We start from the raw sequence: 20,782 nt of genomic DNA, 5'->3' as shown, positions 1-20,782 counted from the left end.
TCTTCTATTTCGGATTTTACTTCGTCTGTAAATGCGTATTCGCATGTAATCGCCAACGGGGTTTTCTCAGCTTTGTCAATGGCCTTTTTTTCTCTCCGTGGATAATCATGGGTAAGTGAAAATTCAAAATGGTCGTCATCTTGAAAATAATTTGTTTTGGCAATAGATTCCAATATTGAAGTCTTGCCAGATTCATTCATACCCACAAGGATGGTAATATCATCCTCAACTTTGAACGATTGATCTGATTCGAAACTTTTATATTTATGTATAGTGGCGTTAACAAGTTTCATCGCGTTTATTTTTAGTTAGTACAATATATGCCGGAAAAATCAAATCTACAAATTCATCATCTGAAAGACCGATATAAAACTAATATAATCAGATATTAAGATATTAATCATAAAAACAATACAATGTATGGGTAATCATTTTTAGCTACATTTTCGTGGCTTAAACTTTATTAGGCTGGATTCAGGAAGGTTGCTTCAGATAAATAATTTTATTTATTCATGATTTTTAATAAGTTCTGCTAATAAATAAGACATTCGGAAAAAGTATATTTTTAACATAAAGAGCACCAAAGTAATTACATTAAATTTAAACCATTAAAGAAAGCAAGCAAGGGGATTAAGTGTTCGATTGAGCCCCTTGACTCCCCGCAAATTTCACTACAAGCCGCTGTAACACAGCGGCTTTTTTTAATGACCTGATTCTTGTACGCATCGGAGTGAACTTATATATTCGCAGTCTGAGCACAACAAGACTAAGTTTCTGACCATTCGTATAACCCCTTATCGCACAAGACGCCTGCCAAATACGTAGCTACCCTTTGTGCGCCCAGCGGAAACAGGTTTCCGTGGCGGCGAAGCTAAACGACCGCACAACCAGACAGGTGTAAAGTCATCAGTGGACTGTTCGCAGAATGTTCACAATTTACCTTACAACAGCTACATTTCAGCAATATACCGTTATCCGGCAACAATTCCCGGGATAGTCCTCCGGCGGCTTTGGGAAAAATTATTATGGGCAGACAGTCACTAGGATTTACAACCAACAAACAGCGCCCGACCTTATTTTTGCCTACAACAAAAGTAGATTTGGCTTCATTTGTTCTTGAGTTGTTGCTGACTCTTGCATCAACAAAATAATATGAATTATGAAACAAAAAGTCTCATTTCTTTGCATCGAATACGTAAAATGGATAAACGCAAAACGCATTGATGTTTCGGGTAGGTAATTCTTGCAATTAAGATTATTTTTTCAGTATGGCAAATCAAAAACCTCATAGGATAAAAACAATCAGCGAATTTCATCGGTATAATGGTTTGCCCAATCCTGAACATCCACTTATCAGTATTGTAGACTATGCAACAATGTATCGAAATACGAGTGAAGATTCAGGCGTTGTGCCCAGGGAAAGAGCGACTATTAGCGAACAATGAAAGTCCTTACCCGTTATCTTTTTGATGAAGCCATTATTTTTTCTTTATCATTCCTTCGTTTGTAATGATCATATTTCTCAGGTCCATGTTGTTCCTGCTTAAGAAGCGTTGCTGAACGGCATCGGAGTCGAGCATCATTTGCTTTTTATCCCCGGATTTGCGGGAACTTTCATAGGGTTCATTTGCAAAAATCAGCTCGTAGATCATATATTCCATTGCCTCCTGTTTCTGCCGGTTGTTCCAGCCATCGGGACGAACGGTCAGGGCTATCTGCCGGCGTACCGCCTGAATCATGGGAGCTGAAGGATTAGTGCCCTGTCTATTGGCAATACGCCACATGCCCAGCATGTATGCCGTGAATGCATCGGCATAATTATGCTGTACATCAAGCCCCAGGGATGTTAATAGTTTTATATAAGCAGCAAACGGGGTATGCTGGTTCAGGGCCCTTTCAAGGTTTTGCCCGGAAACCGGGTCTTTCTTTTTCAAATTGTTAATAATAGCCTGCTTTACCTGGATGGATGTTGCGTTGTCAGGTGTAATCCGGAATACATCGGCATTTGCAGGTAGCGCGATTTTCCTGCCTTTACTTCCTGATGGTTTGTTTTTTGTGTTTGCGTAAGCAAGGTTGTTAATAATGTTCTGATTCACGAAAGACTGGATGGTGTTGTTATACAGCATATTGTTCTGGGCGATCATCATGGTCGCTCCCGGATCATATTGCCCATATCCTTCATTTGTGCCTGAGAGGTACAGTATGAGTATTAACCAATGCAGCTTTTTCATAAATTATGCGGCAGCTTTTTGTGATAAAATAATCAGGGCAATTGAACAGTCTTAAAATAGTCTGCCTGCAAATTGCTCTGTGGATAAGCGCCCAGGCCAGCATGCTTCAATGTATTTTCATTCACTACTTCCATGCTATACACTTCCGTTCCATTGATGAAAAAATGAAGCTGGCGATTGCGCAGCTCAATGCGCAGTACATTGAATTGCCCCGGGCGTATGGTAGTGCTTTTGGTGTGATCCTTATACAAAACATAATCTCCACTTGCGTCAGGATGGCCCCAGATAACATAGCCACCGGCCGTTGTGATCTCGAAATAAAAAGCCGTATTATTATCCAGGTTATTATTCCAGACGAGCCCGCCCCAGGCTTCGGATGGCTGAGTGGATAAAACATAGCTTATTTTAACACTCGCTTCCACCGCCATATTGCTGCCACTAAGACCATCAAAAAGATTCAGGGGGCCCACTATATAATGTTTTGCACTTGCGTTCCTGAATTCATAATATCCTCCTTGTAACGTACCTGACAAACCCGTTCCCATTGCGCCGGTCTTCCATTGCGCCGTGTCATTATTCCGACTAAAATCCGTTTCATACAGGATGACTTCCCGGGGTTTTATATCATCCTTTTTGCAGGCACTCATGATCACCAGCAAAAGTGTGGTTACACGGGCAATGGATCGTAGATTTTTCATTATTGTTTACAAGGGTTGAAAAAAGTTTTAAATTAATACTATGCTGCGCACCCGGACTGTCCTGCTTTAAAGGAAGGGCTGCAGATGGCTATACAAAAAAATGTAGAATTGCACAGCCGGGCAATGGGAGAAAACGTTGGTTTTTTTCTCAGGGTTTTCCATGAGATTCCGCGGGAATTAAACAGAACAGGGGAATGGCAGCCCTTAATGATAGATAGTGGCTTTCCCGTTTGAATGGATGTTTTGCGATTAACACGAAAGGCGCTGGAAGTTCTAACAAGTTGTAGCTACTATTATATGGATAATCTCCTACTGACGGCCACCAGGCAGCAATCGATATAGATAGTATAATTAATCCATTTATATACTATGAATGCCATCATTTGAAGTGATGGATGCTGCCTGCAAAATTCACGATAAGTAATATTGTACTTTTATGCTGATTTAACTGACGATAATGAGAAAGCCTAAAATTTTGTTGCACCAGAATGAGCTGATGTCTATCGGAGTTGATATTGTACCGATAAAAGGATTAGCACAAAAGGTACAGACACCTCACAGGGATGACCATTATATGTTTATTATCCAACAAAAGGGGATGTCTGCCTGGGAACTGGATTTCAGTGCAGTTACTTTGAATGGGGCTTCATTATGCTTTATAACACCCGGACAGGTGCATCGTTATTTAAATAATAAAAACAGCGAGGGTTGGTTGGTTTTTGCAGATACAGCATTAACCGCCAAACCGTACAGGGAAATATTCGATACATTTTTACATAACCGCCAGGTGGTTGACATTCAAAAGAATGCAGACATTTTTATAATGATATCTGTGCTTGAAAAACTTTTGAGGAATGAGGAGATGCCATTGAAAAAAGCGGTAGTTAGCTCATTGCTGGATACCGTTACAGGGATGATCGCCTCTGAAATCGTACAATTCCGGCATTCAACAGGCGGTATTGGCAGCCAGAAATATACCATTGCAACGAAGTTCAGGCAATTGGTTAAGGAGCAATATAAAGATTACAAGCTGGTAAAAGACTATGCTGCCCTGCTCAATATCACACCTTTATACCTGAATGAGGTGATGAAAGAAATAAGCGGATTTGCCGCAAGCTACTGGATACACCAGGAGGTGATCCTGGAAGCGAAGCGCCTGCTTTATTATACAGGTCTTGATATAAAAGAAATAGCCTTTGAACTTGGTTATGAAGACCACGCTTATTTTTCCCGTTTTTTTAAAAAGAACACAGGGATGACCGCCTCTTTATTCAGGCGTAAAAAACCATAGTTTGTCCAATTATTGCCATTAAATGGCTACCCCATGCCCACACTTCCCGCTTTAATTTTGTAATCGTAAAATTTAATAAATGAATACGATGCAACGCCGGGCAGAAGAAAAATTGCCTTAATAACAGTTGGTTTCATGAAAGCGCTATTGAAGCACCGCACCTTTGCCAGGTAAAGAACCGGTGGTGCCCGATAATGCTGCGCCCCGACGTGGAGCCTCAGATAAATGAATTTATAAACTTTGAAATTTTTAAATAATTATGGAAGCAATTCTTCAGGAAAATAATAACAGTACTTTTTATAAAATAGTTGTTCCTATCATTCTATCCGTTTTTGCCGTATATCTTACCATTGGAATGTCCCTTGGTATCCTCCCCAATTTCATAGAGAACGAATTGAGGTCCGGCAGTATTGCAGTAGGTGCAGTAATTGGTTTGCAATCATTAGCCACGCTGCTAACAAGGGCTTATGCCGGCAGGGTTACAGATACAAAAGGTGCAAAAAGAAGCAGCAACCTGGGGATAATATTAGTGATCGTAACAGGGATATTTTACATAGTGGCCACTGCTTTTAGCCATCATCCTTTCCTGGCATTGGCGCTCATACTGTTTTCGAGAGTAGTGCATGGTATATCGGAGAGTATGTTGGTGACCGGTGCATTAACCTGGGGAATTGGTTTGACAGGTACCGGCAAGTCAGGCAAAGTAATGACCTGGAACGGAATTGCGATGTATGCGGGTATTGCCATAGGTGCGCCATTGGGGATCTGGTTACAGCGTACATTCGGCATACAAAGCGCTTTTGCAGCTATTATATTGTTGTCGGTGGCGGCGTGGCTGAGCACTATCGGGCTCCCGGTGCCTGCGCCAGATCCGGCCCATATCAGGACTCCCTTTTATAAAGTAATAAGACAAATTGCGGAACAAGGTTTGGGTCTGGCATTTTCGTCTATCGGTTTTGCCTGTATCTCCTCTTTTATTGCTTTACTTTTTATATCTGAAAACTGGGGAGATGCGTCTATTGCTTTTATTGCCTTTGGATCGTGCTATGTACTTACAAGAATATTCTTCTCTTCTTTCCCCGACCGGTTTGGCGGTTATCGTGTGGCGCTGGTTTCCCTTGTTATTGAAATAATTGGCCAGCTTTTTATCGGGTTAGCTGTTTCCAGGGAAATGGCGATAACCGGATGCGCTCTTACTGGTGTAGGGTTTTCTCTTATATTCCCTGCATTGGGCGTTTTAGCTATTAAAAAGATAGATCCCCGGATGAGGGGAACGGCCTTAGGAGGATATGCTGCTTTTTTTGATCTTTCTTTAGGGCTTGCAGCCCCGGTAGCGGGTATTATTGCCGGTTGGTATAATTACCACGCTGTGTACCTGTTCGGAGGTGTTAGCTGCCTGTTAGCGATCATCATATTGTTGATAAATAGGGAAAGATAATAATGGAAATTGTTCGGTCAGTATCATCCCCACAACTCATCTGCCATCTCCTTATTTGCCATAGCGCCTGCAAAATTGCCGGCAGCCACCGCGTTGGCTACAGAGCGCATCATAGATGTATTATCGCCGCATGCAAAAACGCCCGGCACATTCGTTTTTTGAAACGCATCAACTTTTATAAAGCCCTGCTCAGTAAGCTCACAACCGAGTTTTTCCGGGATGTCTGAATGTTGTACGAAAGCTGGTTTGGCATAAAGCGCTTTTGTGGGTTGAACATCGCCGTTCCTGAAAACGATCTGTTCAATCCTGCCGTTATGATGCCGCAGCTCCTCTATCTCTGCTTCAATGACAGGGATGCCCTGTTTTTTTAATTGTGCTGTTTGCTCCTCAGTGAATGTGGATGCGCCGTTGGTATAAATGGTTAGTTTTTTAGTGAGGTTATGCACCAGTGGAGCAACATGCATAGCTACTTCTCCGTTTGCCAAAATGCCTGTTACTTCGTTCTTTACCTCATAGCCATGGCAATACGGGCAATGTATCACCGAAATGCCCCAGCATTGTTCAAAACCTTTAATGGCGGGCATGATGTCTTTGATGCCTGTTGCGAAGATCAGCTTCTTTGCATAAAATTTTTCATTCAGCTTCGTGGTTATTTCAAAACCATTTTTCGTTTTTACTGCTGTTTCCGCAAGCCCGTTATGAAACCTGACAGTCGTATATTTTTCCACCTGTTGTTTGGCAAGGGCTGAAATCTCGCTGGGAGTTTTACCGTCCTGTGTGATGAAATTATGTGAATGCGGGGTTTGCCGGTTACAGGGAAGACCGCTGTCGATGATCAATACATGCCGTAACGACCGGCCCAGCGCCATTGCTGCGGAAAGTCCTGCGTAACTTCCTCCTATTATAATTACATCAAAATTCTTACTGTCTGCCATCTTATTTAATTTTGCGGGAGAAACCAATGAACCAGGTATCATTAATGCAGGAATGGCCATACTGCTTTGCTGTATAAACTTTCTGCGATGTAACGTCCCGGTCATTATTTTTTACAAAAGTAGATAATAATTTCATTATTGCGACAAAATCGCAATAATATTTTTACCTTTGCATATGAATAAGCGGAATACAAAAACAAAACAGCTGATTTTAGAGACATTGAAAAATGCGGAGACTGCCGTAAGCCAGGATATTTTGCAGGAAGAGCTGGGAGATGCGGTGGATAGGGCAACCATTTACAGGGTGCTGAACAGTTTTTGTGATGATGGGATTGTTCATAAGATATTGGGAGATGATGGGAAATATTACTTTGCCTTTTGTGTAAACTGCACGGAAAAGAAGCATCATCATAATCATTTTCATTTCCGCTGCCTGGAATGCGGGAAAATAGAGTGCCTGCCGAATGAAGTGGATATCAAACTTCCGAAAGGATACCGGTCTGTAAATTTCAATGGCTTTATTTCCGGTTACTGTGCGGCCTGTTCCAGGGCGCTTTAGTAGGAGGCCGGATTTCAGTAGCGCAGGGAAACCTGCACAACAGAAACCCGGCGCCCGGTTTTTTACACCGGCTTAAGGATACAACGGGTAAGGTAACAATACTGATCCGGCGTAATCCTGCCTGTCAATTACCTAAGGATTCAACAGGTAATGTAACAACCCATACAACACGCTTAAACCTATCAGGTAAAGAATATTCATTCTGAATTTCAGCATCAGCACCAGCGAAACAATGATCCATATGATGGCCAGGATATCCGGTTTGCTGAATAAAATGTTACCGGGGAAAATCACATCTTTCCCAAGATATAAAGTAAGATTCAGTATCACTCCCACTACAGCAGCGGTAATCAATCCAAGAATACCTTCTATCATTTCAATGCCGTGTGTTTTCTCAATAACCGGGGCGCCCGCAAAAATCATCAGGAAACAGGGTAAAAACGTAAAATAAGTGGTGGCAAGTAGTCCGGCAGCTCCCATCCATAAAGAGCCGCCAAAATGGTTGTAACCGGCCATAAAACCTACAAATGATAACACAATGATCAGCGGGCCGGGAGTTGTTTCGGCCAGCGCAAAACCATCGATCATCTGCAGTTTGCTGAGCCAGTGCAGCTTTGTAACGCTGTATTGCGCCACATACGGCAATACGGTATATGAGCCGCCAATGGTTACGAATGCGGTTTGCGTAAAAAACAATCCCAGGTTTTTCCAGAAAGTAAAATCGCTGAAGAACAGCAGGAACAACCCAAAGGGAAGCAGCCAGAGAAGCACTGCAATGCCAAGTAACCTGAGCAACCGGCCCGTCCGGAATCCTTCCCCGGGTGAAACGGTATGCCTGTTCAGCACAAAGGTATGCTCCTCATCGCCGGCTGTTGCCGTATTGGCTGAATGGCGCCGTAAAGCGGCGGGCCATATTATACGGGCAATAACGCCCGTAACAATAGCGCCGCCGATGATGGCCAGCAGGGAAATGTTGAAGAAGAAGATGCAAACAAATGCAACAGCGGCTACCAGGTAGTGAAGTGGCCCGTGCAGGGCTTTTTGCCCGATCCTGAACATGGCAATAAAGATGAGGGCAATCACCGCAGGTTTCAACCCGCTGAACATGGCGGTGACCCAGGGGATGTTGCCAAAAAGTACATAGATAATACTGAGCCCAAGTAAGATGAACATGGATGGTAAAACAAAGAGGATACCTGCTGCAAGCCCGCCCTTTTTGCCATGCAGCAACCACCCGATATAAATAGCTAATTGCTGCGCCTCTGGTCCGGGTAGTATCATACAATGGTTCAGTGCATGCAGGAACTTACTGCTGCTGATCCACTTTTTCCGGCCCACCAGGTTATCGTGCATAATCGCAATATGCCCCGCAGTACCTCCGAAACTTATCCATCCCAATTTAAACCAGAATTTAAGCGCTTCATTAAACGCCGGCTTTTCTGTGAAAATCTGTTCTTCCATATGATCATTCATTTCGGCATCCGGTTTCCAGACATACAACTCCCTGCAGTAACAGGTCTATAACCTGCTGCTATCCATTTACGGAAGGATATAAGAATAGTTGGAAACAACCTGGAAATTCAGCCAGGCCGGATGACAAAAAAAGTAGTATTTACGATTTAAAAAAAGACTGTTTGATGGCTTCCGGTAAGCTGCACGAAGATACAAAAATGCGCCCGCTTATGCAAGGTTTCAGGGCGTGTTTTGCTTCAAAAAAGGCTTGTTTTTTTGCCGGGGAAAACACCCGCTGATAAATGGATTACTTATGTTCTGCCAGCTGTAAACAACTCACCGGTTAAAGTCAGCTGATTGAATGCAAACCGGTATACCGTTATGATCCGGATTGTATCTTATGCAGGTATTGGGAAATGATATTTTTATCGGTAACTGTTTTAGCCAGCTGTAATGCACTGGTAAAGTGGTGTAGCGCTTTTGCATCATCAACGCCGGTGTACAGATAACCTAACAGTGAATGATATAAATGGTTGCCGGAGAGGTTTAGTTTCTCTGCCTCTTTGATGGCCGTTGTTTTGCCGCTTACTTTCGATAAGGCATAGGTACGGTTTAACGCGGTTACAGGAGAATAAGACAATTGCAGCAGCTGGTTATATAACTGAAGGATATTGTCCCATTTGTTTTTTACAGTGGTTGGAGTGCAGTGCCAGTAAGCAATAGAAGCCTCAAGATGGTATCTGGAAAGCGTGTTTCCCCGGGCGCTTTCAATGAGGTAGTAATTACCACGGCTGATCAGTTCGTCGTTCCACAGGCTACGGTCCTGTTCTTCGTATAAAATATACGCACCGGCATCGTTGGTCCTTGCCTCAAAGCGGGAGGCATGAAAACACATCAGCGACATCAGGGCGTTTACGGCCGGGATATTGGTAGCTGCATTTTCCAGCAGGAAATAATTTAACCGCATGGCTTCCAGGCACAGCTCCCTACGCATCACCTGGTGCTGCGTGGTGGAGTAGTATCCTTCATTAAACAACAGGTAAATAGTGGTGAGTACATCATCCAGCCGTTGGGCAATGTCTGCTTCTCCAGGTAAGGCAATAGTTATCTTTTCTGTTCTGAGTTTCTCTTTGGCCCTGAACAGCCGTTTATTGATTGTTTCCTTACTGGTTAAAAAAGTGGCTGCTATTTCTTCAATACCGAAACCGCACAGGATGCGGAGAGATAAGCCTACCCTGGCTTCCGGGGGAATGGACGGATGGCAGATAGCAAACATCATTTTCAACTGGCTGTCCTGGATGTTGGCGGCGGACAGGTCAATATCAATTTCATCCGGTGGCAGTGGCTCCCGCTTTAATCCTGCACTTACTTTTTCGACGAATATTTTATCTCTTTTGAGATAATCTTTTGTTTTGTTTTTTGCCACTGTATACAACCAGGCGGCCGGGTTTTCCGGGACGCCTTTTAGTCCCCATGTTTCAGCTGCCAGCAGGAAAGTATCGTTGGTAATATCTTCTGCTGTTTCAATATGCGGTAACCCGAATAATTTACAGAGCACAGCAATAATTTTGCTGTACTCTGTTTTAAATAACTGCGGAAGGAGATCGTTATTCACCGGTCCTCATTACTGGGTGGTTAATTCATTTTTATCATGTCCCTTACTTCTACATGGCCTCCCATAAAAAGGATAGGGCAACCTTCTGCCAGTGCGAACGCTTCGTCCAGCGAAGCCGCCTTTACAATAAGATATCCGCCTATAATTTCTTTCACTTCTGCATAAGGCCCGTCGGTGATTACGTTACCGGCCCGGAGGGTTTTGGCTTCCTTGCCCAGCTGGGCGGTGCTCAGGAACTTTCCCTGTGCGGCGATGCCACCGATCCAGTCCTGCCATTGCCGGATGGCCGCCTGCATTTGTTCCGGACTTACTTCCCTGTTAGGATCCGGTGCATGTCTGAAAATCATCATGAATTCTTTCATTTTTTTTGAATTTTGAGATGGAATGATGTTGTTTACGACCTTATGACGACTGACATCCGTACAATTGGACAATACTGAAGAAATTAAGTTAAGGATTTTTGTACGGACTTACCGGATCACTTTTCCAGGATCTTTGTACCTGTTTACGACCACGATTGAAACCGGACAGGATCTGTTTTAAAACCGGACATATTATAATTAATTTAAAGTATAGTTGATTGGTATAAAAAAGACCGTGTATCTGGCATCCTGTTAGTGCCTGTCACAAAGATCAATCCGGCCCAATATGTTCAGAAGTTATCTGAAAACAGCTATCAGGAATCTTTTCCGGAATAAATTATTTTCCAGTCTCAATATTTTCGGACTGGCTACAGGGATGACCTGCAGTATCCTTATTTTCCTGTGGGTCCAGGATGAGTTGAGTTACGACCGGTTTAACAATAATGCAGCGCATATTTACCGTCTCACGGCCCGTATAGGGGATATTGAAGCGGCTGTAGTGCCTGTTCCGGTGGCAATGGCCATCAGGGACAATATACCGCTGGTGAAGAACGTTACGCGGCTGTCGGCCCTGCAAAGTATGGTAACAGTGGGTGCGCAGAAGTACGAAGAAAAGAACATCTATTATGCCGATAGTAATTTTCTCCGCATCTTCAATTACCCTCTGCTGCTGGGAGATGCGAGCCGGGTGCTGTCGGGGCCAAACGGCATAGTGCTCACTGTAAGCGGTGCAAAGAAATATTTTGGCAGCCCGGAAAACGCCATGGGCAAAACCCTGCATATCGACAATGATTACAATGGCAATGATGTAACAGTAGCAGGGATATTGAAAGATCCTCCCCATAATTCGCACCTGCAATTCAATATGCTGCTTCCCATCCAGCTCTATGAGAAAACAATCAACCTGGAGCAGGGCTGGGGCAATTTCGATGTATACACCTACCTCCGGATGGATGATCACTTTGAAGCTACGCCTTCGGCGCAGGCATCGCTGGAGCAGCGCATTATGGCGCTTTACCGCCGCCTGGATGTATCTAAAACCAATGGTTTCCTTTATCTGCAGCCGCTTACAGACGTACACCTGCGCTCCCGCCTTATGCTGGATGTACCCGGGCAAGGCAATTACCAGCAGGTAAAAATCTTTTCACTGATCGCCATTTTTATTTTACTGATTGCCGGGATCAATTTCATGAACCTTTCCACGGCTTTATCCGGGGAACGGGCTAAAGAAGTGGGTTTACGAAAAACAGTGGGCGCTTTGCGTTCGCAGCTGGTGATACAGTTTTTAAGTGAAGCGCTTCTCTTATCTTTTATTTCCCTGCTTTTAGGCCTGGCTATGGCATGGGCGCTGATCCCATTGTTCAACGAGTTGGCAGCAAAATCCATCTCCATTAACCTGCTGAGCTTAAAATTTATCGGATGCCTGTTAGGGATCGCAACAGGCGTGGGCCTACTGGCCGGGAGCTATCCCGCGTTATTCCTTTCTTCTTTCAACCCGGTAAAAGTATTGAAAGGCGTAAAAATGCTCCATGGACGAAAAACCTTTTTCAGGAACAGCCTTATCGTGGTGCAATTCTCTATTGCCGTTATCCTGATAGTGGGCACCATCGTGGTGTACAGGCAGCTGCAGTTTATCCGTACCATGGATATCGGTTATAATAAGGAAAACCTCCTGTATGTACCAATTCCCCGTTTGGGCGATCTGCAGCGGAACCAGTTAGCTTTGAAAGCCGCTATCAGCCAGTATCCAGAAATAGATGATTATACTTTTATCAGCCATCTGCCTACTGATCTTCCTACCGGTACACGGTCAGTGGAATGGGAAGGGAAAGATCCGCAGTCAAATCTGATTTTCCCCCAAATGTGGGTAGATGATCATTTTGTGAATACTTTCCGGATGAATATGAAGTCCGGCAGATTTTTTTCCAAAGATTTTAAGGGAGATGAAAATAATTATGTGCTCAATGAAACAGCCATAAAAGCAATGAAGCTGAATATGGAAACTGCACTGGGTACCAGAATTACCATGGATAGCCGCACGGGCGTTATCATAGGGATAGTGAAGGACTTTAACTTCAAACCGGTGCAACAGCCTATACAGCCGCTGATTGTGAGAAATGGCAGTTCAGGCAATTTTAACGGGAATACAGGCTATATTGTACAGCGCACTACTCCCGTCAATATGCAGCGGAACCTGGAAGTGATGAAAAAAGTATTTCAACAGGTATATACAGATTTCCCTTTTTCCTTTGGTTTTGTGAATGAAGATCTATCGCGCTTATACCTGGCGGAGCAGCGTATGGGGAAACTATTCAATGTTTTTTCTGTGCTTTCTGTCATTGTTTCCTGTCTTGGTCTTTTCGGGCTCACCACTTTTGCCACCCAGAGAAGGATCAAGGAAATCGGCGTAAGGAAGGTGCTGGGCGCCAGTGTAGCGGGGATCGTAGGCATGTTGTCAAAAGATTTTATTAAACTGGTGGTATTTGCATTGCTCATTGCTTTCCCTATAGCCTGGTGGGTGATGAACAAATGGTTACAGAATTTTGCCTATCACATTCATATCCGCTGGTGGTTTTTTGGGCTGGCAGGCGTTATCGCTATTGTAATTTCCTTCATCACGGTTAGTTACCAGTCAATAAAAGCAGCCCGGTCCAATCCCGTAAAAAGCCTGCGTTCAGAATAAAAGGGCAGCTTACCGGCAACTATCAGCAACGTATTTTCCGCTGAACATTTATCCTCCGGAGAAAATGCTGCGCAGTGTAATGTCCTGCTGTGGCGGGTTTGGGCGTAATTATATCTTTTTGCTAAAAAAAATTTGTTTTTATGTTAAACATTTCCCTACATTTGCACTCCGCAATTGAAGCAAAGGTATTGCCACAAGGGCTGCTGTTTATGCTGAAATGTGGACTAAGAAGGGATTTCGGGGCGTAGCGTAGCCCGGTATCGCGCCTGCTTTGGGAGCAGGAGGTCGCAGGTTCGAATCCTGCCGCCCCGACTTAGAAAAAAGAAGCCCTTCAGATCGTTGGATCTGAAGGGCTTTTTGATTTTAGTAATTATGAATCCATTCATTTACTTAACACTTACTCTTCAGCCGGTATATCGGCAAACGCCATGTTGGCTTTTGTCTGCTTATAATTTATAATGAAGTAAGATCATTCCGCAGTCAAAAGCTTTAGATTTTACCAAAGTCATATTTTGTTTGCTGGTAAGGGTATTGAAAATAGGCAGCCCACCGCCTATGGCAACAGGGTTTATAAGTAAATGAAATTCGTCAATAAGCCCCTCTCTGATTAATGAAGAAACAAAAGTAGCACCACCATAAACGATAATATCTTTGCCGTTCTTTTTCTTCAATTTATTAATTGCGTCTACAAAGTCTCCTTCAGCAATATCAGTCTTATCCCATCCACCAGGAATTGAGGCTGATTTATCAAGTGTTCTGGTAAAAACAATTTTGTGAGTATCAGTTATATGTTTGGCAAATTCGAATCGGGGGTCTTCAGGATTTTCAGAGGTATTTGCCCAATGGGCGATAAAACCTTCTTCTGCCATTTGTCTGCTAAGAAGTATACAATCAACAGATTTTGTCAGGTTGGTGTGATATTGCCGCAATTCGTAATCCCATTTCCAATCGGGTCCCCAATTCCAAAGCATCCAGTCTGTGTTCCCATTTGCATCGGCAATAAATCCGTCAATAGACATTTGCACTTCTAAAATTAATTTTCTCATTTTCTGATTTTTATTTCTCAGTACAAATATTGACCTTGTTTTTAAAAATCCGGGGTGCTAAAAACGACAATTAGAGGGCTGTCTGCGACAATATATTTCTTGCATCTTTCTGCCAGCTTAATGTTTGTAGTGTTGCTTTCCAAAACAAAATCCGTTCTTCCGGAGAATGACAGGAACCATTTAAGCGCTGATTTCAAGCTTATATCCTTTTCCTCGTATCACCACAATTTTGATATTCGGATCAGGTTCCAGTTTCTTTCTAAGTTTTGATATAAACATATCCAGACTACGACCCACAATAACACCTTCATCTTCCCATATTTCTTTTTGCAGCCGGCTTCTCTCAATGGTTTCGTTGGGCGACAATGCGAAAATTTTCAGTACACGGGTTTCTGTTCCGGTTAAGTCTATCGCATTTCCATTTATTATGAGCTGATGATGCTCCGCGTCAAACGAAACGGAGCCTAAAGTAATCATGCTTGTATGCTGACTATTATCAGGTAAAACCTTTTGAGGTTTACCAGGTCTTAAAAAAAGAAAACCAATAAATACTAAAAATGACAGGCTGCCCAAAAAATACACGCTTTTTGCAGTATTTATGCCCATCGATTTAAATTTTACATTAATCATGTAACATCCCCTGGGCTGCTTTCTTCCTAAACAGGTTATAATATCATCTTTTCTGTTTTTGGATACGGCGTATCCATAGGCTACACTGGAGTTGCTACAGTTCAGGACGTTAACAACATAATCACTTGCGAGCGGATCTTTCTCCAACCAACGCCTGGTAATATTCACCAGGGAGCCCGGCTGGAATGTAAGGTCATTCTCAAACCTGATCTGGTATTCATTTTCAGCGATCTTTTTTACCGGCAGCACCCTTGATGTGCTGTCGCCCGACTGTAAAAGCAGTTCATGTCCGATCCTGCGAAGTAAAACTTCCCTCCTGGAGATATTAAAATCATCACTGTCCTCCATACTGAAAGCCACGCAGATGACAGCGATAAACAGGAAGAGTATCAATCCCAACAGGTATTTGCGTTTCCCGGAGAGGAGATGTTGACTAAGATACATAGAGTCAGGCTTTTATTTATAAAGTTTACAATGCCCTTTTGGAACCGTTCAGTTATTGCCAATATTAAATAAATAAATGATGAAATCCATACACCTATATGCTTTGTGTGAATACCTCCCATGGACCTAAATGGATAACCCGGAATATCATACAAGACAGAAAGGGTAACATTTGGATGGCTGCATTTGATGGTATTTTTCGACGGAAGATCCTTTACCAATATTACACAAAAAGTAAGTCCGGCCCGTTTTTTTTCTGTTTGGGAAGATAGAAAAGGAAAAATTTGGCTGGCGCTTTGAATGGTATCGTTATGATGGTAATACTATTGCCAGTTTTAACGGGACCGACTCACTGGTTGGCCTTTAATCCCGTTTGATAATTATTATCCCCTGTGCATAAGTTGAATTGTACAGGCAGTATAAATCAAAAGTACTAACGCCTGTAAGTATTGGTATTTACAGGGATTTTCCCTTGAAGGAGCAATAGTGTTTAAAAAGGGTTTATTCCGCAGTTGCAGGATCAATAATAGCAGTTATCTTACTGACAGCGTTGGCAGGAAACCCGCCCTGTTTTGCATGCTCTCTGATCATTGCCTCGTCAGGAGCGATATACACACAATAAATTTTATCGCCTGTCACATAGCTATGGATCCATTGAATTTGTGGGCCCATATTGCTTAAGACACCACAGGAAGTTTGTGAAATTGCTCTTAATTGTTCTCCTGATAATTTACCTGCACCAGGGATTTCGCGTTCAATAACATACTTAGGCATAACTTTAAATTTTAATTTTATCCTATGACTGTTAGATCTGGCTTGTTATTGGGGTTTTCGCAGGTTCTGGCGTTTATGGGTAGTCAATGGGGTAGTAAAAAATATGTACCCTAAATATAAGCAATTATTTCAAAAGGGCCTCTCCTTTTCTTATTTCTCTCATCCCTTTACCAAAGTGTTTTTTCATCATCCTGTTCAAATGACTGCTATCAGTAAATCCCAGTTCCCAGGCAATTTCGGTTATAGGCGCGCTGGTATACAATGCACGGGATGATGCAATTTGTAAACGGGCTTTCAAAACAAAATCCTGGAAACGTTCGGAAGCATTTCTTTGAAAATATTCGCTGAAGTAACTTTCTGCAATATTAAATTTGGCAGACAGATATGCGGGAGATATTTTCTCCCGGTCCAAAATATTGAAAGAGATAAAATTAATCAATTCCGTAAACCTGCCGTCTTTAAAAGTACGTCCTTCCAATACCTTTTTCTGAATGTTACGTGAAAGAATACCAAGAATAGATACCAGGGTATTTTGGATAATAAAAGCAGAACAGGTGCTCTTTAACTGGTATTCAAAAAGTACAACGTCCAGTAATCTTTTCACCTGGTTTTTCTCGCCGGGCTCACTGATGAGCTCTCCCGGGTAACGGTCATGATGACTGAGAATGAAATTCAGCCGGCTGAACCAGGAGCTGTAATCAACCTGGGAATTTCCATGAGAAGCAAAATAACTTCCGGTAAAACGGACAAAAAGGAAGCGGGTCGGCTTTTCTATCATATACATATGACACTTAGCCGCCGGGAGAAGAAAGATACCGTTTTTAGCATATCTCCGTTTGAAGTGATTCACACTTTGCAACCCTGTTCCACGGAGAATATATACCAGTTCAAAGAAATTATTCTTCCTGTTTCTTTCTTTCCATTCGTGATATTCAGCAATCTCAATAGCAAATGTGTCGTCCAGTTGTTCCATATTCCAAATATACAAATTCAGACCCGGTGAAAACGCTTTCCAATCAGGTTACTGTTTTTTCAGAGGCTGTTACCGCTGATTGAGACGTAGGATCAGCAATTTTGTGAAGTAATAAAATTATATGGATTATAAAGCAATTTCAAAAGAAACAATTGGTTTCCTGTATCAATCACACGCCAGCATCAGGAAATCCGGACTGGACAACAAACTGATCGCACTGGCAGAGCTGCGGGTGTCTCAATTAAACGGGTGTGCATATTGCTGCAGCTTTCATAATGCAGAGCTCAGGCAAATGGGGCTTAGCCAGGATACCCTCGACCGGCTGCCGGGCTGGAAACATTCAAAAGCCTTTGACCATCTCCAGCAACTGGTTTTGTTATGGGCAGAAGCAATAACCTTAATGCAGGATGATCTGCAGCCAATTCGGGAGATGCTGGGAAAACAATTTACCCAAAAAGAAGTAGTGGAGCTTACTGCAAGTATCTCCCTCATGAATGCGCTAAACCGGCTTCGGATCACGCTTGGAGAGAAAGATTAAGATAACTGTAGCAGGTGCTTCCCGCCAGGATTAAGACAGCAGTACGGGGTTTTACAGCGCTATCTCAAACAGGCTGGAAGCGCCATCTTTATAATGTGCAGGCAGCTCATCGGTGGCAACAGGCGCTGTAACACCAAGATAATTAAAGCCACAACTGATATAATAATTGTTCAGCTTATCATTGCCGCTGCCCGTATCCATCCTGATATAGCTTTTACCCGTGCGAACTGCATATTCCCTTGCCCACTGTACAATATGCCTTACATACCCGTTCCCCCTGAAATCAGGATGGGTGGCAATACGGTGAATGTACACGGCCGGATCCTTATCCTTTTCTTTCCAGATGAAAGGGTCTTGCAGGGTAATGGAAAAGATGCAGGCAATACGCTCATCTTCCACTATTTTAAATAACCGCTGTTCACTGATATCTGTTTCAATTAATACCCGGTCAAACCCTTTCCAGTGTTTCCCTGCTACTTTCTTCTGGTATTGGGTACCGGCTTCATAAAGACTAAAAATGATATCAATATCTTCCTGCGTACTGTTAATTATCTGTAACATAACATACATATTGAGACCGTAAAATTCAATTATTTCCTGTGAATAAAACAGATTCAGTTTTGTTTATTTTAACCATATCAGATTTGTTGTTATGCTTATCAGTGAAGCATCTTTGAATTAGTTCTATCTTTATAGAATAATTGGGGATTAATAATGAAACTAACGATATCGGGCTATTCTACTGCCTTGTTTTCCACCTGGTACTTCCTGGAAGAACTGGGGATTTTGATGGATGCAGGAGATGGGTTAACGGCTGCGCTTTTACAGAAGAGCAGGAAGATCAATTACGTGTTTATTTCTCATGCCGACAGGGATCACCTCACGGGCCTGTTGCAATTGAACCAGCTGAATGCAAGGGATGGTTTTCCGGTGATCTGTTATCCGGGAGACAGTAGTTCTTTCCCGGCGCTGGAGGAATTTTCAAAAAAATTTGACCCTCACATTTCAGGTGTGCAATGGAGGCCTGTAGCGCCAGGTGAAGAGATATGGGTGAAAGACGACATCGTGGTGATTCCTGTTCGTAATGAGCATGTAACGGCCAGTGAGCACATCATCCGGAGCCTGAGTTATAAGGTTATGCAGGTAAAACAGAAGGTAAAACCGGAATTGGCCTCACTTCCGCCGGAAGTCATCCGGCAGATCATTATGGATCAGGGAAAAGAAAGCACTACCATGGAGGTAAGGACCAACCTGGTAGGCTATTCCGGGGATACGCCTGTACAGGATCCCGAACGCTGGAACAATACTGGTATCCTGATCCATGAAGCCACTTTCCTGGGCAGTGAAGGAAATGTAAAAATGATTGCTCATAAAAATAAGCACAGTAAGCTGGAAGAAGTGATGGATATGGTAAGTCATATCCGGATAGAACAACTGGTGCTGGGGCATTTTTCATCGAGATACAGTGCTGAGCTGATTGATCGTAGTATTAAAGCATTGTGTGATAAGTACGGCATCAGCATACCCGTATTCCGTTTATTGCCCGGCCTAACGGTGAGGGATATACTTTCCGGCGCGCCTGTTAACAGGTAGATACGCTACCATATTTTTTTATAAGTATTTGTTTTTGTGGATATTTATTTCCTACATTTGCATCCCGCTACACGGGGCGTAGCGTAGCCCGGTATCGCGCCTGCTTTGGGAGCAGGAGGTCGCAGGTTCGAATCCTGCCGCCCCGACGAAAGATAAAAGCCTTGAAATTCTTTACAGATAAGAGTTTCAGGGCTTTTTTATTGTTGATATGTTTACATTGTTTTGCATGGAATGGCTGGTAGGGGAAACACCTGATGTTCTTAATATCATCCAGGTCTTAATTATTCCCGTCATAAGAAGCACTGACATCGGGTAAAATATGTTGTACGGATATTTCAGGGGTCATTGCCGGACTATTTTGTTAAGTGCTTGTATGTGGTACATATTAATTTACAGTGCTTTGGGTGAAATGTGTTAAGCAAAATGCGAAAGGATTTCAAGTATTATCTTGGGTAACGGTGTAAGCCGACCTGTGGGTATTGAGTCCAAACTGTATACAACATGAAAAAAGTACCGCTGTATCACTAACAGCGGTACGACTCCGCAGTATAATCTGGTACGCAACGCCGTCAGGCGAAGTGTCAAAGCGTGATCACAATTTTTCCGACAGTTTTTCCTGTTTCTATCTGAGTATGTGCTTTTGCGATCTGCTCAAAAGATAATGTTTGTGAGACAAAAGGCTTTAATGCTTGCTGCTCCACCAGGTTCGCAATATGACTCATATCTTCTCCACTGGATTTAACAAGGATAAAGTATCCGTTCACACCAGCCTGTTTAGCCTTTGAAGATACATCATCATTTAGGCCAGTTGGTATGCTGATGATTGTTCCTCCAGGTTTTGTGACAGCTATCGAATTGTCAATATTGTTGCCGCCAACCGTGTCCAAAACAAAATCATACTCTTTTTGCTGACCGGCCCAATTATAGTCTTTGTAATCAATATGCTTGTCCGCACCCAAGCTGAGTACAAAATCGCGGTTCACTGCCGATGATGTTCCCGTTACTTCAGCCCCCAGGTTCCTGGCAAGCTGCACGGCGATATGGCCAACTCCACCTGCTGCTGCATGTATGAGAACTTTCTGCCCTTTTTGCACCTTCGCATTACTCACCAGGGCCTGCCAGGCAGTTAGCGCTACCAGTGTCGCTGCAGCGGCAGCTTCGAAAGAAGTGTTGGAAGGTTTGAGTTGGAGATGGGCTGCAGGCGCCGCCACATACTCCGCATACGCCTTCCCATGGCCCGGAAAGTTTACCATGCCAAATACCTCATCGCCCGCTTTGAACAGCTCACTATTGCTTCTTTCCACAATACCTGAAATATCCCAACCCAGGATAATCGGGTTTGCCATTTTCAGCGCTTCATACACTCCTTTGCCTTGCCGGACCTTTACGTCGACAGGATTAATGCTGATAGCCTTGACCTTTACAAGCACCTCTCCGGCGCCGATTTCTGGTATTTCAAGTTGCCGGTATTCTAATTTATCCACCCCTCCCGGTGCAATTAAAACAACTGCTTTCATTTC

Annotated in this window: 19 protein-coding genes and 2 tRNA genes; 8 read left to right on the top strand and 13 right to left on the bottom strand. The window is 43.1% G+C overall.

All coding sequences use genetic code 11. The annotated features are described in order from the left end of the window. The 3 genes from VIM72_RS16105 to VIM72_RS16095 all read right to left on the bottom strand — a co-directional run. The coding region (locus VIM72_RS16105; protein ID WP_332003849.1) for an AAA family ATPase at nt 1-293 on the bottom strand (293 nt) is incomplete at its 3' end. 1,185 nt (nt 294-1,478) lie between these two features. Further along, nucleotides 1,479-2,231 carry a hypothetical protein gene (locus tag VIM72_RS16100; protein WP_332003848.1) on the bottom strand — a complete coding sequence of 251 codons (753 nt, stop codon included), beginning with the start codon at nt 2,229-2,231 and terminating at the stop codon, nt 1,479-1,481. A gap of 32 nt (nt 2,232-2,263) precedes the next feature. After that, nucleotides 2,264-2,929, bottom strand: coding sequence for a hypothetical protein (locus tag VIM72_RS16095; RefSeq protein WP_332003847.1), 666 nt, complete (start codon nt 2,927-2,929; stop codon nt 2,264-2,266). A 457-nt stretch (nt 2,930-3,386) separates the two neighbouring features. On the opposite strand from VIM72_RS16095, the gene VIM72_RS16090 reads away from it, so the two are divergent. Together VIM72_RS16090 and VIM72_RS16085 are read left to right on the top strand one after the other, a co-directional pair. Beyond that, nucleotides 3,387-4,220, top strand: coding sequence for a helix-turn-helix domain-containing protein (locus VIM72_RS16090; protein ID WP_332003846.1), 834 nt, complete (start codon nt 3,387-3,389; stop codon nt 4,218-4,220). A gap of 259 nt (nt 4,221-4,479) precedes the next feature. Next, complete coding sequence (locus VIM72_RS16085; RefSeq protein WP_332003845.1) at nt 4,480-5,658, top strand: MFS transporter; 1,179 nt, start codon at nt 4,480-4,482, stop codon at nt 5,656-5,658. A 23-nt stretch (nt 5,659-5,681) separates the two neighbouring features. Here the strand turns inward: VIM72_RS16085 and VIM72_RS16080 are convergent, their stop codons facing one another. After that, entirely contained in the window at nt 5,682-6,593 is a 912-nt protein-coding gene (locus VIM72_RS16080; protein ID WP_332003844.1) for an NAD(P)/FAD-dependent oxidoreductase, read from the bottom strand. Nucleotides 6,594-6,768: 175 nt separating this feature from the next. Between VIM72_RS16080 and VIM72_RS16075 the strand changes: the two genes are divergently transcribed. Then, nucleotides 6,769-7,152: a Fur family transcriptional regulator gene (locus VIM72_RS16075; RefSeq protein WP_332003843.1), complete on the top strand. Its 384-nt coding sequence runs from the start codon at nt 6,769-6,771 to the stop codon at nt 7,150-7,152. A gap of 132 nt (nt 7,153-7,284) precedes the next feature. Here VIM72_RS16075 and chrA read toward each other — a convergent pair whose 3' ends face one another. The 3 genes from chrA to VIM72_RS16060 all read right to left on the bottom strand — a co-directional run bounded on the left by chrA (nt 7,285) and on the right by VIM72_RS16060 (nt 10,569). Further along, nucleotides 7,285-8,613 carry a chromate efflux transporter gene (chrA, locus tag VIM72_RS16070; protein WP_332003842.1) on the bottom strand — a complete coding sequence of 443 codons (1,329 nt, stop codon included), beginning with the start codon at nt 8,611-8,613 and terminating at the stop codon, nt 7,285-7,287. Between the two features lie 370 nt (nt 8,614-8,983). Continuing rightward, nucleotides 8,984-10,219: an RNA polymerase sigma factor gene (locus VIM72_RS16065; protein WP_332003841.1), complete on the bottom strand. Its 1,236-nt coding sequence runs from the start codon at nt 10,217-10,219 to the stop codon at nt 8,984-8,986. 20 nt (nt 10,220-10,239) lie between these two features. After that, complete coding sequence (locus tag VIM72_RS16060; RefSeq protein ID WP_332003840.1) at nt 10,240-10,569, bottom strand: YciI family protein; 330 nt, start codon at nt 10,567-10,569, stop codon at nt 10,240-10,242. A gap of 298 nt (nt 10,570-10,867) precedes the next feature. Here VIM72_RS16060 and VIM72_RS16055 point away from each other — a divergent pair, with 298 nt between their 5' ends. Both VIM72_RS16055 and VIM72_RS16050 read left to right on the top strand, forming a co-directional pair. Continuing rightward, a complete protein-coding gene (locus tag VIM72_RS16055; protein WP_332003839.1) occupies nt 10,868-13,264 on the top strand; it encodes an ABC transporter permease in 2,397 nt (798 codons plus the stop codon). Nucleotides 13,265-13,502: 238 nt separating this feature from the next. Then, nucleotides 13,503-13,576: transfer RNA gene (locus VIM72_RS16050), tRNA-Pro, on the top strand. 134 nt (nt 13,577-13,710) lie between these two features. On the opposite strand, the gene VIM72_RS16045 is transcribed toward VIM72_RS16050, so the two are convergent. The 4 genes from VIM72_RS16045 to VIM72_RS16030 all read right to left on the bottom strand — a co-directional run bounded on the left by VIM72_RS16045 (nt 13,711) and on the right by VIM72_RS16030 (nt 17,131). After that, nucleotides 13,711-14,310 (bottom strand): dihydrofolate reductase family protein, encoded by a 600-nt coding sequence (locus VIM72_RS16045; protein ID WP_332003838.1) that lies wholly within the window; start codon nt 14,308-14,310, stop codon nt 13,711-13,713. A gap of 180 nt (nt 14,311-14,490) precedes the next feature. Continuing rightward, nucleotides 14,491-15,384: a winged helix-turn-helix domain-containing protein gene (locus VIM72_RS16040; protein ID WP_332003837.1), complete on the bottom strand. Its 894-nt coding sequence runs from the start codon at nt 15,382-15,384 to the stop codon at nt 14,491-14,493. Nucleotides 15,385-15,885: 501 nt separating this feature from the next. After that, nucleotides 15,886-16,158: a DUF4242 domain-containing protein gene (locus VIM72_RS16035; RefSeq protein ID WP_332003836.1), complete on the bottom strand. Its 273-nt coding sequence runs from the start codon at nt 16,156-16,158 to the stop codon at nt 15,886-15,888. A gap of 124 nt (nt 16,159-16,282) precedes the next feature. Then, nucleotides 16,283-17,131, bottom strand: a complete 849-nt coding sequence (locus VIM72_RS16030; protein WP_332003835.1) for a helix-turn-helix transcriptional regulator — start codon at nt 17,129-17,131, stop codon at nt 16,283-16,285. Between the two features lie 121 nt (nt 17,132-17,252). On the opposite strand from VIM72_RS16030, the gene VIM72_RS16025 reads away from it, so the two are divergent. After that, nucleotides 17,253-17,669 carry a carboxymuconolactone decarboxylase family protein gene (locus tag VIM72_RS16025; RefSeq protein WP_332003834.1) on the top strand — a complete coding sequence of 139 codons (417 nt, stop codon included), beginning with the start codon at nt 17,253-17,255 and terminating at the stop codon, nt 17,667-17,669. Nucleotides 17,670-17,720: 51 nt separating this feature from the next. Here VIM72_RS16025 and VIM72_RS16020 read toward each other — a convergent pair whose 3' ends face one another. After that, entirely contained in the window at nt 17,721-18,230 is a 510-nt protein-coding gene (locus tag VIM72_RS16020; RefSeq protein ID WP_332003833.1) for a GNAT family N-acetyltransferase, read from the bottom strand. Between the two features lie 153 nt (nt 18,231-18,383). Between VIM72_RS16020 and VIM72_RS16015 the strand changes: the two genes are divergently transcribed. Both VIM72_RS16015 and VIM72_RS16010 read left to right on the top strand, forming a co-directional pair. After that, a complete protein-coding gene (locus tag VIM72_RS16015; RefSeq protein WP_332003832.1) occupies nt 18,384-19,262 on the top strand; it encodes an MBL fold metallo-hydrolase in 879 nt (292 codons plus the stop codon). A 72-nt stretch (nt 19,263-19,334) separates the two neighbouring features. After that, a tRNA-Pro gene (locus VIM72_RS16010) sits at nt 19,335-19,408 on the top strand. 435 nt (nt 19,409-19,843) lie between these two features. Here the strand turns inward: VIM72_RS16010 and VIM72_RS16005 are convergent. After that, nucleotides 19,844-20,779, bottom strand: coding sequence for an NADP-dependent oxidoreductase (locus VIM72_RS16005; RefSeq protein WP_332003831.1), 936 nt, complete (start codon nt 20,777-20,779; stop codon nt 19,844-19,846). Nucleotides 20,780-20,782: the final 3 nt, after the last annotated feature.

This window comes from Chitinophaga sp. (assembly GCF_036569185.1).
Lineage (GTDB): Bacteria > Bacteroidota > Bacteroidia > Chitinophagales > Chitinophagaceae > Chitinophaga.
The sequence above is the reverse complement of the archived record's forward strand: the minus strand, read 5'-3'. Positions and strand labels throughout refer to the sequence as shown.